The organism is Rhodothermales bacterium, from assembly GCA_041391505.1.
Classification (GTDB): Bacteria; Bacteroidota; Rhodothermia; order Rhodothermales; family JAHQVL01; genus JAWKNW01.
Map to the genome: position 1 here is coordinate 19,372 of JAWKNW010000018.1, position 15,084 is coordinate 34,455.

The following is a 15,084-nucleotide window of genomic DNA, read 5'->3' on the forward strand; positions in this document are numbered from 1 at the left end:
GATGGCGCAACCCATGAATCGAAAAGCACCCCTTATTTACGACGGGCCCGAGCACGAGGCCGCGCTGTGCACGAACCGCCGGCACTTCCTCTCGACCCTGAGCCTGGGTCTGGGCAGTGCCGCGCTGGCGTCGCTGCTGCCGGGCTGCGGGCTGGGCGCGAACCCGAACGCCGTCGGGCCGGCCGCCGGCGGCATCCTGCATGCGCCGCACCTGGCGCCGAAGGCCAAGCGGGTGATCTACCTCTTCCAGAGCGGCGGCCCGTCGCAGATGGATCTGTTCGATTACAAGCCGCGCATGGCCGCGCTGCACGGGCAGGAGCTGCCGGACTCGGTCCGCAACGGCCAGCGGCTAACGGGGATGACCGCCAACCAGAGCACGTTTCCGATGGCCCGGTCGTATTTCGACTTCAGGCAGCACGGCCAGAGCGGGGCGTGGGTGAGCGAGCTGATGCCGCACACGGCCAACATCGTCGACGACCTGTGCTTCATCAAGTCGATGCACACCGAGGCGATCAATCACGATCCCGCGATCACGTTTTTCCAGACGGGCTCGCAGCAGCCCGGCCGGCCGAGCATGGGCGCGTGGCTCAGCTACGGGCTGGGCAGCGACAACGAAAACCTGCCCACCTTCAGCGTATTGCTCTCGCGCGGGCTGCAGCGCCCCCAGCCGATCTATTCGCGGCTCTGGGGCGCCGGCTTTCTCGCCTCCATGCACCAGGGCGTCCAGTTCCGGTCCGGCCGGCAGCCAGTGCTCTATCTCGACAACCCGCCCGGGGTGAGCGACGTCGACCGCCGGCGGGCCCTGGACTACCTCGCCGAGCTGAACGGCATCCGCGCCGAGGAATTTGGCGACCCCGAGGTGCACTCGCGCATCGCGCAGTACGAGATGGCCTACCGGATGCAGACGTCCGTCCCCGAGGCGATGGACATCTCCGACGAACCAGACGACATCTTCCAGCTGTACGGCGAGGACGCCCGCCGGCCCGGGACGTTTGCGGCCAACTGCATCCTCGCCCGCCGGCTGGCCGAACGCGGCGTGCGGTTCATCCAGCTCTATCACATGGGCTGGGATCAGCACAGCAACCTGCCGCACGACATCCGCCTCCAGGCCAGGGATACCGACCAGGCCAGCGCGGCCCTGGTGACCGACCTCAAGCGGCGCGGGCTGCTCGAAGACACGCTCGTGGTGTGGGGCGGCGAATTCGGGCGAACGATCTACAGCCAGGGTTCGCTCACGCCGGACAACTACGGGCGCGACCACCATCCGCGTTGTTTCACGCTGTGGATGGCCGGCGGCGGCGTCAAGGCCGGCACCAGCTACGGCGAGACCGACGAATTCAGTTACAACATCGTGCGCGACCCGGTGCACGTACACGACTTTCACGCGACCATGCTGCATCTGCTGGGTATCGATCACGAACAACTCACCTTCAAACATCAGGGGCGCTACTACCGGCTGACGGATGTGCACGGAAAACGCGTCGAGGGGGTGCTGGCATGAGGCGGGGATTGCTGGGAGGGCTGCTGGGATTGGCGTTGATCGGGACGGTGCAGGCGCAGCCCGCCGGGGAGGCCGGGCCGGCGTTCGGCCCGTTTGTCGAGTCCGGCTTTCCGTTTATCACCACCACCCTGGACGCGGCCGTCGACGGCGGCGTGTTCCCCGAACGCAATCTCGCCGTCCGCTGCCTGGCCCTGGTGCTGGACGACGCGACGTATGCCTGTTTCGACACCGACCTGCTGCGCGTCGCCGCGGCGTGGTCGGGCGATTTTATGGCGCTGACCGGCATGCCGCACGTGTCCTACCACGAGGCCGGCAACAAGAAAAATGAGATCCCCCGTATCACCGGCGACGTGTTCGCGGCCACCGGAATCTATCCCGGGTGGAGCGGCGGGGCGCCCGTGTTCGTCGACCCCCGGCCGGCCGGCCCGAACCCGGCCGAGATCGGGCGCGGGCCGATCGCGGCGTCCGAAGGCCGCTGGGATGGCGTCGAAGTCCTCGGCGGCGAGGCCGTCCTGCGCTACACGGTGCGCGGCGCAGGCGTGCGCGAGGTGATCCGAGCCGTCCCGGACGGACGGGGCATCGCCCGGACGATCGAGGTGCAGCCCCACGCGGAGGCGTTGACGCTCGTGCTGGGCGAGTGGCGGAATCCCGCCCATGTCGAGGGCAACGGGCGCCGGCTGCGCATCCATCACGGCGGCGGTGAGGCGCAAGTCCGCCTTTACGCAGAATCGGAGGGCCCCGCCCTCCGCATGGAGGCCGATCGCTATGCCGTCCTGCATTTGCCCGTCTCGTCGGCGGTCGTCTCCTTTCAGGTGATCGTGGAAGCCGGCGCGGCCGGACGAAGGGCGGAGTTGTCCATCCCCGATCTCGCCTCCGCGCGCACGCTGTGGGACGGTGAGGTGACGACGCACGGCGTCGCCGGCGCGGCGTCGGGGCCCTATGCGATCGACGACCTCACCCTGCCCGTGCCCAACCCGTGGCGACGCAACGTCCGCGTGTCGGGCATCGGCTTTTTCGACGACGGGCGTGCCGCGCTTTCGACATTCGAGGGGGACGTCTGGCTGCTCGCCGGCATCGACGACGGGCTGCAGGCGTTGCGCTGGACGCGTTTCGCCTCGGGGCTCTGCGAGCCGATGAGCCTGAGCGTCGTGGACGGGCACATTTATGTGTTCGGACGGGAAGGCATCGTCCGGCTGGTCGACCGCAACGGCGACGGCGAGGCGGACTTCTACGAGAACTTCAGCAACCTGCCGGTGCAGACGGGCGAGTCGCGCGAATATCCGCTTTCGATGCGGGAACGGCCGGGCGGCGGGTTTCTCGTGGCCAAGGGCAGCGCGCTGAACAACGGCCCTTCCACGAGCCCGGCCATCATGCCCGGATTTCGCGCCGGCGGCCCGCACAGCGGGGCGATCGTGGCCGTCTCCGCGGACGGACGCCGCGCCGAGCTGTTCGCGAGCGGGTTGCGCGAACCCTATCTGGGCGTGCATCCGGAAACGGGGCTCGTCACGGCGTCGGATCAGCAGGGCAACTTCGTCCCATCCACCCCGATCTATGTCATCGAGCCGGGCGCGTACCACGGCGTGCCGGCGTCGGCGCACGGCGCGGATACGACCGTGATCGCGACGCCCCTGCTGTGGATTCCGCACCGGGTGGACCGGTCGGGCGCCGAGCAGGTGTGGGTGACGAGCGACCGGATGGGGCCGCTAAACGGCGCGCTCGTGCACCAGTCGTACGGACAGCCCGGCATCTACCGGATCTATATCGACGAGCGCGGCCGGCAGGGCGGCATCATGCCGCTGCCCGGCGTCTTCCCGGGGCCGACGATGAAAGGCCGCGTCAACCCGGCCGACGGGCAGCTGTACATCGCCGGCTTCCAGGTGTGGGATTCGAGCGCCGACCGCGTCAGCGCGCTGGTCCGCTACCGATACACCGGCCAGCCCGACCCGATGCCCGCGGGTTTTGTCGCGGGGGCGGAAGGCGTGGTGCTGTCGTTCAGCGAACCGGTACAGCCGATGGACGCCGGCGCGTTCTCCGCGTCGCGCTGGAACTACCACCGCACCTCCGCCTACGGCTCTGGCTTTTTCAAGCAGGATGGCACGCCCGGGCAGGAGACGATGCGCGTTCTGGGGGTGCATCCCTCGAACGACGGACGCTCCGTGTTCGTGCAGATCGACGACATGGCGCCCACGATGCAGTTCGCGCTGGGCTATGGCGTAGGGTTCGGCGGGAGCCCGGTGGCGGATACCCTCTACCTCACGGTGCACAACGCCCGACCGCTCGATCTGTCGGCGTTCGACGCCGCATCGATCGCGCGCGCCGCGGCGAACACGACGTCATCCGGGCCGGCGACGGCGGAGGCCGCTCCGACGGTCGACCGTGGCCGGGCGCTCTACGAGCAGTGGGGCTGTGCCGGCTGCCACTCGATCGACGGCAGCACGGCCGGCAAGACGGGGCCGACGTTCAAGGGCCTCTACGGCGCGTCCCGGTTTTTTACGGACGGCACGTTCACGGATGCCGGCGATGCGTATTTACGCCGCTCCATGTACCGGCCCGACGCCCAGGTCGTATCCGGTTTCCAGGTCGCCATGCAGTCGTACGAAGGCGTCCTCTCCGAAGGCGACGTGGCGTCCCTCATCCTCTTTATCAAGTCGCTGACGCCCTGAGGGCGCCTGGCGCGACGCATCGAAACACCCCCATGCCTGCATCAGACGACGCGCCCCGCCGCAGCGATCGCTGGTTTGCGCCGGACGACCTGCGTTCGTTCGGCCACCGCTCCCGCGCCAAACAGATGGGGTATGCCGATGAGGAATACCTCGGCAAGCCGGTCATCGCCATCGTCAATACGTGGAGCGACCTGAATCCCTGCCACAGCCATTTTCCCGAACGCGTCGAGGCCGTGAAGCGGGGCGTATGGCAGGCCGGCGGATTCCCGGTCGAGCTGCCGGCGCTGTCGATCACCGAGACCTACATGAAGCCCAGTCCGATGCTCTATCGGAATCTGCTGGCGATGGAGGTTGAGGAAATCCTCCGGAGCCAGCCGGTCGACGGCGTCGTGCTGATGGGCGGATGCGACAAGACGACGCCGGGTTTGTTGATGGGGGCGCTGAGCGTCGATCTGCCATTGATTTACCTGCCGGCCGGCCCCATGCTGCGGGGCAACTGGCAGGGCGAGACCCTCGGCAGCGGCAGCGACGCCTGGAAGTACTGGGCCGAGCGCTGCGCTGGCCAGGTGACGGAGGCGGAGTGGAAGGGCGTCGAGGATGGGATCGCCCGCTCGCCCGGGCACTGCATGACGATGGGGACGGCCTCGACGATGACCGCCATCGCCGAAGCGCTCGGGCTGACGATGCCGGGCGCGTCGTCGATCCCGGCCGTCGACGCCAACCATCCGAGGATGGCGTCGGCCTGCGGCCGGCGGGCCGTCGAGATGGTGGCCGAAGGGCTCCGGCCCAGCCGGCTCCTGACGCGGGGATCGTTCGAGAACGCCGTCACGGTGGATATCGCGCTGGGAGGCTCGACGAACGCCATCGTGCACCTCGTGGCCATCGCCGGCCGCGCCGGCGTCCGGCTGTCGCTGCACGACTTCGACGCCATCGCGCGGCGGACTCCGCTGCTGGCCAACATTCGGCCTTCGGGGCGCTATCTGATGGAGGATTTTTACTACGCCGGCGGCCTGCGGGCGCTGATGGGGCAGTTGCGTCCGTTATTGAAGTTGGATGAGCGCACGGTGGCCGGCGGCACGCTCAGCGAAGCGATCGCCGGCGCGGCCGTACACGACGACCGGGTGATCGGTTCACTCGAAACCCCCTTCGGCCCGCCGGGCAGCACGGCGGTGCTCTTCGGCAACCTGGCGCCGGACGGCGCCGTCATCAAGACCGCCGCCGCCGAACCGCGGCTCCTGCAGCATACCGGCCGCGCCGTGGTCTTCCGCGACTACGCCGACATGAAGCGGCGCATCGACGACCCGGCGCTGGATATCGACGCCGATTCGGTGATCGTGCTCCAGCATGCCGGGCCGAAAGGGGGGCCGGGCATGCCCGAGTGGGGGATGCTCCCGATCCCGAAAAAGCTCCTCCAGCAGGGCGTGCGCGACATGGTGCGGATCTCGGACGCCCGCATGAGCGGCACGTCGTACGGGGCCTGCGTCCTCCACGTCGCGCCCGAGTCGTTCGTCGGAGGTCCGCTCGCCCTCGTGCGCGACGGCGACCGCGTGACGCTCGACGTCGCGAACCGCGCGCTGCGTCTGGAGGTGCCGGACGACGAGCTGGCGCGCCGGCGCGCCGCCTGGACGCCTCCGCCGCCGCGCTACGGCCGGGGGTTCGGCGCCCTGTACATGGCACATGTCACCCAGGCCAACGAAGGGTGCGATTTCGACATCCTCCACCGCGGACCGGATACGCCCGAGCCGGAGATCCATTGATTGGCGATTAGCGATCACGGATTTGCGATTGTAGATGTAGGGACTCCCGCCATTCTGACAGGCCATTCCTTGATCTGCAATCCTTGCTCGCTAATCGCTAATCAATGACGCTAATCAAGCGGCAGGAGCCACGCCCCGAGCATCGTGATCGCGAGGCCGACGAAGCCCATCACGACCGAAATGGGCGTCAGGGTGCGCAGGGCCTCGCGCTCCGGGAGACCGCCCATCTGCGCCACCACCCAGAAGCCGCTGTCGTTCATCCACCAGATCGGTTTGGAGCCGCACCCGATGGCGAGCGCGAGGTAGAGCGGGTGGAAGGCCAGGCTGCCGTCGCCGGCCATGCCGCCGAACACGCCGGCGGCGGTGATCATGGCGACCGTAGCCGAGCCCTGGGCCGTGCGGATGAGCATGGTGAGCAGGAACGCGACGGGGAGGAGCCATTGCTGGGAGGTTGGCGTGTGCTCCGCGATGGCCGCGCTGATGTTGGTTTGCTGGAAGAGCTGCCCGAGCGCGCCGCCGGCCCCGGTGATGAGGATGATGCCGCCGGCGCTCAGAAGCGCCGGTTTGACGGCCGCCATCGCGTCGTTCCAGGAATCGAACCGGGCGAGGAGTCCGAGCGCGACGAGGGCGCCGGCGAGGAGCGCGATGTTCTTGTCCGCGAGGAAAGCGAGCCACGGGGCTTCATGGATCGCGCCGGCCGTGATCAGGACGAGGGGCAGGGCGATGGGCAGGAGGGCGAGTCCGAGCGAGGGCATCCGGGTCTCGAGGGGGGCGGTATCCGTCTCGAGGTCGGTGGGGGTGAAGGGCCGCAGGGCGTCGGCGTGGCGGGCATAGGCGAAGCCGGCGGCCGCGCAGAGCAGTCCGACCATGCCGCCGCCGACGATCATCAGGCTCAGGTCGACCCCGAACGCATCCGCGATGAAGAGCGGCCCGGGGGTGGGCGGGACGAGCGAGTGGGCCATGACGCCGCCGGCGACGATCGCGAGCACGTAGAGCAGGTAATTGCGGCCCGTCTGCCGGTACAGCGACCGGGCGAGGGGGATCATCAGGAAGAAGACCGTATCGAAGAAGACCGGGATGGCCAGGAGAAATCCGCCGCCGAGCAGCGCCTCCGGCGCCCTTTTTTCGCCGAATAGCGTGAGGAGGCTGCGCACGATCCGGCCGGCCGCTCCGCTCCGCAGCATCCCGACGCCGATGACGGCCGCGAGGGCGATGACGATGCCGATGCTGCCCGTGGTCCGCCCGAACCCCGCGGCGATCCGCGCGCCGACGCCCGTCGCCGCCAGGCGGGCCGCCTCGGCGTCGGACATCCCCTGGGCCAGGCCGTATTGCACGACGAGCGCGTCCGGCGTGATGAGCGCGACGAGCACGGCCCCGAGCAGCAGCGCGAGGAACGCCGGCATCCGGAAGAGGAGAATCGCGCCGACGACGCACACGAGGCCGGCCAGGAAGATGAGGAATGGGAGCATGGGGCGGAGGGGGAAGGGGAAGGGGGATGACAAAATGCGGCAGCCGCCCCTTACACGCAACTGCATCCCGTATCCCGCATCTTGCATCCCGAATCCAACATCCCGCATCCTGCATCCCGCATCCTGCATCCCGCATCCTGCATCCCGCATCCCACATCCCGCAACCCACATCCCGCATCCCACATCCCATCCTCCGCATCCCACATCCCGCATCCCACTCCCGCATCCCGCATCCATCCCACATCCTCCCGTCCCATCCCGCATCCTGCATCCCCATCCGCATCCCCCATCCCCCATCCCATCTTGCATCCCACCCCCCGCATCCGCTATCCTTCATGATTCATGTTCCATCCCCATCCCCACGCCCCATGCGCACCGCTCCAGTCACATCCGAACTACTCGCGTCCAGTGTCCTCGCCGTCCCGCCGCTCGCCCGGCATGCGGATCTTACCTTAAATGAGAAAGAAAACCGCCGGCTGATCCGCCATATCGAGCAGGGCGGGGTTCGCATCCTGCTCTACGGGGGCAATGCGAACTTCTATCACATCGATCCGGAGGAATACCGCGATGTGCTGGCGCATCTGGCGGAGGCGGCTTCGGAGGAGACGACGGTGATTCCTTCGATCGGGCCGGCGTACGGGACCATGATGATGCAGGCCCGCATCCTGCGGGACACGGCGTATCCCACGGCAATGGCGCTGCCGTGTACGTTTGCATCGACGTCCGCCGGGATGGCGGACGGGTTGCGCAGGGCGGCCGACGTGGCCGGCAAGCCGCTCGTGCTGTACATCAAGTCCGAGGGGATGCTGGACGTGGCCGATATCGCCCGGCTCGACGCGGAAGGGATCGTTGCGGCGATCAAGTATGCGGTCGTGCGCGAAAACCCGTTGGAGGACGCGTTGCTGCGGTCGCTGGTGGAGGCCGTGCCGGCCGCGCGCATCGTGAGCGGGATCGGGGAGCAGCCGGCGATCGCGCATCTGCGGCGGTTCGGGCTGGTCGGGTTCACGTCCGGTTGTGTCTGCATCGCGCCGGCGTTGTCGCAATCCATGCTGCATGCCCTCAAGGCCGGCGACTACGGGCGGGCCGAAGCCATTCGCCGCGTGTTCGAGCCGCTGGAAACCCTGCGTAACGAGATCAACCCGATTCGGGTGCTGCACGAGGCGGTGCGCCTGGCCGGCGTGGCCGACACCGGGCCGATGCTGCCTTTTCTTTCGCCGCTGGAAGCGGGGCAGCAGGCGCGGATCCAGGCCACGGCGCAGCACCTGCTAACCGGGCAGGATGTGACCGTTTGAGAGGGCCTGACGGAAAAAAATCGCGCAAGTTGCCCGAAAGCTGAAAAAAAAGTATTGGCAATTTAATTATTGCTTGCAGTAGCGCTTCCGGACTTAAAAAATTAAATATAAATTGGATTTATAGCTATTAAATACGGTGTAACCTCTTTGGTAGTGAAATTTATAAGGGGTTAGATTTTTAGACCCAAGGCTATTGGTGCCGGGGTGGACGATGGGGGATGGCGCGGCGGTTGGAGTTGTTAACTGCGTGTTAAGCAGGATGGAGGGCGGTTTTTGGTCGGAATTGGGGCGGATTGGAGCGGATTGCCCGCCAGGGGGCGAGAATGGCGTGAAACGGCGATAATGCCGGATCGGAAGGGGGAATTACGTTGCCCTGTTTTTTCATGTCTTGATAACACAGATGCAAATTAATAATATCACTATTGGACAATGCGGTATGCCACCACCATGCTGTACCCCCCTGACGCCGGTGCGTAGCAGACGATGCTCCCTGCGGGATCTATCCGCGGTGCGCAGTCGCTGATTCGTTTTGGATGGTGGGCAGGGGTCCGGTGCCGAAGCCGGGATCGTGACAGGATGGGTCGCCGCGGGCGTCGCCACATATTGCACACGCTAGAATCATCCAACTGGAGGAAAGCTCAGATGAAATTGGTGAGGCTACAACTTGTACTCTTGTCGTTCCTGATGCTGTTCGCAGGGACGGCATGGGCGCAGACAGGCAAGATTGCCGGCATCGTAACGAGCGCAGCGACCGGGGAAGCGCTTCCCGGCGTCAACGTGGTTATTGACGGCACGACACAGGGTGCGGTTACGGACCTGAGCGGGTATTACGTCATTCTGAACGTGCGCCCGGGTACCTACAACATTCGGGCGTCATTCGTCGGATTCACCCCCCAGGTATCGGAAAATATCCGGGTGAACATCGACCTGACGACGGAGCTCAACTTCGGTCTCCGCGAGGAAGCGGTCGGCCTCGATGAGGTCGTCGTTTCGGCGGAGCGCCCCGTCGTCCAACGCGACGTGTCGTCGAGCCTCGTGAACATCAGTTCCGAGGAGATCGAGAACCTGCCTGTTGCCAGCGTGGCGGACGTCATCGGGCTTCAGGCAGGCTTTGAGCCGGGCCTGAACATCCGCGGCTCGGGCGGCGACCAGGTCGCCATGGTCGTCGACGGCGTCAACTTCGCGGACCCCCGCGGCAACCAGCCGTTCCTCGGCGTCAGCTATACCTCGATGGAAGAGGTGCAGGTGATGACCGGCGGGTTCAACGCGGAATACGGCAACGTGCGAAGCGGCCTCATCAACGTCGTCACCAAGGATCCGGGCCGGACGCGGTACTTCGCCGATGCGATCTTCCGCTACACGTCCGCCCAGGAGAAGTATTCGGGTGCGTCTCCGGGCGACCTGAACACGTTCTACAAATATCCGCGCTTCAGCCAGGATGTGTACCCGGACGCCAATGGCGACCCGTGCACGGTTTCCATGTGCGGCACCTCCATCCTCCCGCAGTACCTCGCGCGCCAGTACGAACCCTTCGGCGGCTGGATCACGCTCTCGCAGGGCACCGGCTGGACGCCGGAGCAGATGCGCGTGGCGCAGGAGTGGTACTACCGCAAAGACTTCAAGATCGAGAAGCCGGACTACGAGGCCGACGCGACGATCGGCGGTCCGGTCCCGGGTGGCACCTCGCTGGGCAACCTGCGCTTCACGGCCTCCTTCCGCCAGACGCAGACTGCCTATAACGTGTCGCAGCAGCGCCCGACCCAGGACCTGCGCACCTTCCAGGGCAAGGTCATTTCCGATGTGGGCAAGGGCATGCGGCTCGTCCTCAGCGGCATGCACAGCCTCGAGCAGGGCTTCGCGCTCGACAACTTCACCGCCCAGTTCCTGACGGCGGAATCGCCCCAGTATCCCTGGGACGGCCGCGGCTATCTCTACGCCAACCAGGGCAACGGGTACGCGAACAACGGCCTGTATGGCGACTGGACCTACAGCCCGTCGGACATCACCCGCCAGATCCTCGGCGCCGAGTTTACGCATACGCTCAACGCCAGCACGTTCTACACCGTGCAGCTGCAGCGCAACTCGTCGTCGACCCTGACAGGTGAGCCGGATCGCCGGCCCACGTCGCCCGACGGCCAGAGCGCCATCGCGAACTGCGTCACGCCGGGCCTCCAGCTGCGTCAGGCGTCGTCCTGCGCCGCCGACGAAATCCCGGTCACCTATGCGCCGTTCGGCTTCCGCGAGCTGTACGAAACCTCGGTGTTCGGCACCTACGGCGCCCAGGGCGGCGACGCGCGCGACTCCACGGACGTGCTCCGCTGGAGCGGCCGCTTCGACCTGACGAGCCAGCTGAACCGGTTCATGCTCGTCAAGACCGGCGTTGAATTCCTCTACAGCGATTACGACGTGTACCACGGCTCGTGGGACCCGGCCAACCCGCACCAGGAAAACCAGAAGATCCGCTGGAGCCGCAGCCCCGTTCAGGGCGCGCTGTATGCCCAGACCAAGCTGGAATTCCGGGGCATGATCGCCAACCTCGGTCTGCGCGCGGATTACTTCCACGCCACGGGCGAATGGTACGATTACGCTCCGTTCGACCGCGCCTTCTCGGCCCTCTTCGGGTTTGAGGAACTTGACGTCGTGCTCGACACCGCGCCGACGGCCCGTCAGCTGACGCTGAGCCCGCGTCTCGGGATCTCTTTCCCGGTTACCGAGACCAGCAAGTTCTACTTCAACTACGGCCACTTCCGTCAGATGCTCGACCCGGCCCGCCTGTTCGGCATCGAATACCGGATCAACGGCCAGATCAACAACATCGGCAACCCGAACCAGACGCTGCCGAAGACGGTGGCCTACGAGCTGGGTTACGAGCAGGGCTTCGCCGATCAGTTCCTGATCCGTGTCGCCGGCTTCTACCGCGACCTGTCGAAGCAGCCGCGCAACGTGACGTACATCAGCCTCGACGACCTCGTGAACTACTCGCGCGTCGAGCCGCTGAACTTCGCCGACAACCGCGGCTTCGAGATCACGCTGTCGAAAAACCGCGGCCGCTGGCTGCGCGGCTTCATCAACTACAGCTACCTCGTGAAGAAAGGCGGCAACTTCGGGTATGGCCAGATCGACGAGAATCGCCGCGCCTTCCAGGAGTACATCAACAGCCCGTCCTCGCTGTCGTCCTCGACGCCGGTGCCGGAGCCGTTTGCGCGCGTCAACCTCGAGTTCCTGCTGCCGGCGAACGTCTCGCAGAACGAGACGGTCAACGCCCTCCTCGGCGACTGGCGCATCAACCTCCTCGGCGACTGGCGCACCGGCGCTCCGTCGACCTGGGACGGCGGCCTCAACGTCAACGTGAACGGCCCGGGTCAGGACCTCCGCATCGCGTACAACGTGAACTGGCGCGATTACAAGATGCTCGACCTGCGTCTGGCCAAGAACATCGGCACCTCGTTCGGTCGCGCTCAGCTGTTCGTCGACATCACGAACGTGCTGAACCTGAAGCAGATGTACTACCGCAACGGCAACATCTTCGTCGGCACCGACGACGCGCGGGATTACATGCGCTCGCTCCATCTCGACGGCAGCATCTTCGACCCGATCGTGACCTGTTCGACGGGGGCCGACGAGGGCAACTGCGCCTACAATGAGAAGCAGAATCTCCCGTACCTCTGGGTGCCCGGGAATGATAAACCGGGCGACTTCCGGAAGAATGGCGTTGCGTTCGATCCGATTTTTGTCGACGCCAACGTCCAGGACGGCGTGACCGAGTCGTACGAAGGTGCCCTCTACTACGACGTGGCGACCGCCAGCTACATGACGCTCCAGAATGGCACCTTCGTGCCGGCCGATGAGAATCGTGTCAAGCAGGTGCTCGACGACAAGGCCTACATCGACATGCCGAACAACCTGCGCCTGTTCCTCAATCCGCGGAACGTGTACTTCGGCGTCCGGCTGTCCTTCTAAGCTTCGCGGCAGGGGGGAGGATGCCTCCCCTCTGCTGCACCTTCCTTGCTATTTTTCTAAATCCAGATGCAAAACAACATGAACCCTCGGAGAACCCTCTGGTCGAGATTGCTGCCGGCGTTCTTGCTCCTGGCCCTGAGCCTTGGCGTTGCGCAGCAGTCCCAGGCTCAGTATACGTTCCGCTGGCTGAACGTGGGCGACTTCCAGCACCGCTTCTATGGCGGCGGTGCCCAGCCTGAGATTTACAACCCGTTCCCCACCATGCTCTGGCCGGGTATCCAGGCTACCGATCCGGGCGGCGTCTCGTACATGCACGGCCTGTCGACGTGGATCAGCGCGAAGAATTTCACCGATGAAAACGGGACGGCTTTCCCGGTCCGCGTTTCGCACGTCGGCCCTCGTTTCGACGGCGTGGGTGAGTTCTTCGAGGAAGAGAACCGGCTGATCAGCCAGTGGGAGGCGCCTTCGATGACGGTCGACGGGCTCGACACGTTCAAGGACGTCGTCGCCATCGATGAGATCGATCCGAACCTCAAGCCGGATCGCATGGTCATCAATACGGTGAACTCCTCCGTCGGCGTGACGATGAAGCGCACCGCGATGCAGTGGAGCAACCAGTATCACGACGACTACCACATCACCGAGTACCTCTTCACCAACACGGGCAACGTGGACGACGACGAGGAGATCGAGCTGCCGAACCAGGTGCTCGAAGACGTCTTCTTCACGTTCATCCGCCGGCCCAAGACCAGCGCTTCGTCGGCCTCGTGGGATAACTCGGAAGGCGGTTCGGCCTGGGGCCACACCAGCCAGACCGACATCCTCGGCAACGGCGAAAACGACTACGGCCTCGACTGGCGCGGGTTCTTTACGTTCATGCGCCACTCGCCCGAAAAGACCGTCTACAGCACGATAGGCGCACCGATGTGGTCGCCGGGCTCCTGGTGGTACTCGCTGCAGACCGACACGACGGGCCGCCTCGGCGCCGCCGCCATGCACGGCGAGATCATCTTCCATGCGGACTCCTCGCCGCACGCTCCGGGTGTCGCCCAGGCCGACGATCCGGCCCAGCCGTACGGCATGAGCTACATGAACGCGGACGACGCCGACCTGACGGGCGCCAGCAACCACAACAACATTCAGTTGATGGAGCTGGAGCGCGACTGGATCGAGCGCGGCGCGCCGGCCCGCCCGAACTACCCGGGCGTCTGGAGCAATGCGCCGCCCCGCGCCGTGCCGTCGCAGATCTACGGTCAGTACCCGGCTGCCGGACCGATCGAGACCAGCGAAGACTTCATCAACCATTTCGCGACCACCGACGACCCCGCGTTCACCGGCAACTGGATGTACTCCAGCGTGTTCGGTCCGTTCGACATGCAGCCGGGCGAAGAGTATCGCGTGGTCATGTTCGACGGCGTCGCCGGCCTGAGCCTCGACCTGTCGATCGAACTCGGTCAGTGGTACCGCCGCCGCACGGTCTGGGAAGGCCGGCCGCGCGCGGAAGCGGATGCCCTGCTCTTCAGCTGGGATCCCAAGCGGAACGTGACCTGTACCGAAGGCGCTGCCGGCTGTATCAGCCTGACGAAGGACCAGTGGGTCATGACCACCCGCGACTCCCTCTTCAGCCTCATCGAGCGCGCCCGGGCGAACTACGACGGCGGCTACAACGTGATCGCCCCGCCGAAGCCGCCGAGCAGCTTCGCGGTCAATTCCGGACCGGACCGGATCACGATCTCCTGGGTGCCGACCGAACAGCCGGCCGGCGGATGGGAGCTGTACCGCGCCCAGAACCGCTACCTCGGCATCCCGGCGCCGTTCGACGAAGAGCGCTACGTCAAGATCGCCGACCTCCCGCCCGGCGCGACCTCGTACGAGGACACGGACGTAGGCCGTAACGTCGCCTACTTCTACTACCTGACGGCGGTCGGCGGCTCGAACTCGATCGACCCGATGGGCCTCACCGGCACGCCGGACGGCTCGCCGCTGAAGAGCAGCCGGTACTTCTCCCAGTCGTACGATCCGGCCTTCCTCAAACGCGCTCCGGGTTCGACCCTCGAAGCGGCGCGCGTCGTGCCGAATCCCTACAACCTGGGCGCCAACGCGCAGCTGCGCTGGCCGGACCAGCAGAACAAGATCGCCTTCCTCGATATCCCGGGGAACAGCACGATCGAGATCTACACCGAACTCGGTGAGCTGGTCACGACGATCCTTCACAACGATGGCAGCGGCGACGAGAACTGGAACCTGACCACGGACTCGAACCAGCTCATCGTGAGCGGTATCTACCTCGCCGTCATTGTCGACAACGACACGGGCGACAAGATTGTCCGCAAATTCGCCGTCATTCGCTGAGGCAGCCGGCGCGCGGTGCGAGGCCATCGCCCCGCGCGCCCATGCCGCATGAAGCCATAACAGAAGGTGCTTCCAATGAAATTGAACAGA

General features: G+C 65.9%; 7 protein-coding genes. 6 read left to right on the forward strand and 1 reads right to left on the reverse strand.

Annotated elements, in window-relative coordinates; genetic code table 11:
* Positions 1–13: 13 nt before the first annotated feature.
* Genes R2834_16325 through araD form a run of 3 tightly spaced genes read left to right on the forward strand, consistent with a single transcriptional unit; the run spans position 14 to position 5,921 of the window.
* Positions 14–1,501, forward strand: a complete 1,488-nt coding sequence (locus R2834_16325) for a DUF1501 domain-containing protein (protein MEZ4701900.1) — start codon at positions 14–16, stop codon at positions 1,499–1,501.
* Positions 1,498–4,164, forward strand: a complete 2,667-nt coding sequence (locus R2834_16330) for a cytochrome c (GenBank protein MEZ4701901.1) — start codon at positions 1,498–1,500, stop codon at positions 4,162–4,164. The genes R2834_16325 and R2834_16330 overlap by 4 nt, the downstream gene beginning before the upstream one ends.
* A 32-nt stretch (positions 4,165–4,196) precedes the next feature.
* Complete coding sequence (gene araD, locus R2834_16335) at positions 4,197–5,921, forward strand: L-arabinonate dehydratase (GenBank protein MEZ4701902.1); 1,725 nt, start codon at positions 4,197–4,199, stop codon at positions 5,919–5,921.
* A gap of 110 nt (positions 5,922–6,031) precedes the next feature.
* Here araD and R2834_16340 read toward each other — a convergent pair whose 3' ends face one another.
* Positions 6,032–7,390 carry an SLC13 family permease gene (locus R2834_16340; GenBank protein MEZ4701903.1) on the reverse strand — a complete coding sequence of 453 codons (1,359 nt, stop codon included), beginning with the start codon at positions 7,388–7,390 and terminating at the stop codon, positions 6,032–6,034.
* Positions 7,391–7,758: 368 nt separating this feature from the next.
* Between R2834_16340 and R2834_16345 the strand changes: the two genes are divergently transcribed.
* The 3 genes from R2834_16345 (at position 7,759) to R2834_16355 (ending at position 14,994) form a co-directional block, all read left to right on the forward strand.
* On the forward strand, positions 7,759–8,682 hold the full coding sequence (locus R2834_16345) for a dihydrodipicolinate synthase family protein (protein ID MEZ4701904.1): 924 nt from the start codon (positions 7,759–7,761) through the stop codon (positions 8,680–8,682).
* A 684-nt stretch (positions 8,683–9,366) separates the two neighbouring features.
* Positions 9,367–12,642, forward strand: a complete 3,276-nt coding sequence (locus R2834_16350) for a TonB-dependent receptor (protein MEZ4701905.1) — start codon at positions 9,367–9,369, stop codon at positions 12,640–12,642.
* A 78-nt stretch (positions 12,643–12,720) separates the two neighbouring features.
* Entirely contained in the window at positions 12,721–14,994 is a 2,274-nt protein-coding gene (locus tag R2834_16355; GenBank protein MEZ4701906.1) for a T9SS type A sorting domain-containing protein, read from the forward strand.
* Positions 14,995–15,084: the final 90 nt, after the last annotated feature.

Excerpts from the sequence above, each read along its gene's own strand:
- R2834_16330 (MEZ4701901.1), top strand. The coding sequence starts at position 1,498 with ATGAGGCGGGGATTGCTGGGAGGGCTGCTGGGATTGGCGTTGATCGGG.
- R2834_16345 (MEZ4701904.1), top strand. The coding sequence starts at position 7,759 with ATGCGCACCGCTCCAGTCACATCCGAACTACTCGCGTCCAGTGTCCTC.
- R2834_16340 (MEZ4701903.1), bottom strand. The coding sequence starts at position 7,390 with ATGCTCCCATTCCTCATCTTCCTGGCCGGCCTCGTGTGCGTCGTCGGC.
- R2834_16325 (MEZ4701900.1), top strand. The coding sequence starts at position 14 with ATGAATCGAAAAGCACCCCTTATTTACGACGGGCCCGAGCACGAGGCC.
- araD (MEZ4701902.1), top strand. The coding sequence starts at position 4,197 with ATGCCTGCATCAGACGACGCGCCCCGCCGCAGCGATCGCTGGTTTGCG.
- R2834_16355 (MEZ4701906.1), top strand. The coding sequence starts at position 12,721 with ATGAACCCTCGGAGAACCCTCTGGTCGAGATTGCTGCCGGCGTTCTTG.
- R2834_16350 (MEZ4701905.1), top strand. The coding sequence starts at position 9,367 with ATGCTGTTCGCAGGGACGGCATGGGCGCAGACAGGCAAGATTGCCGGC.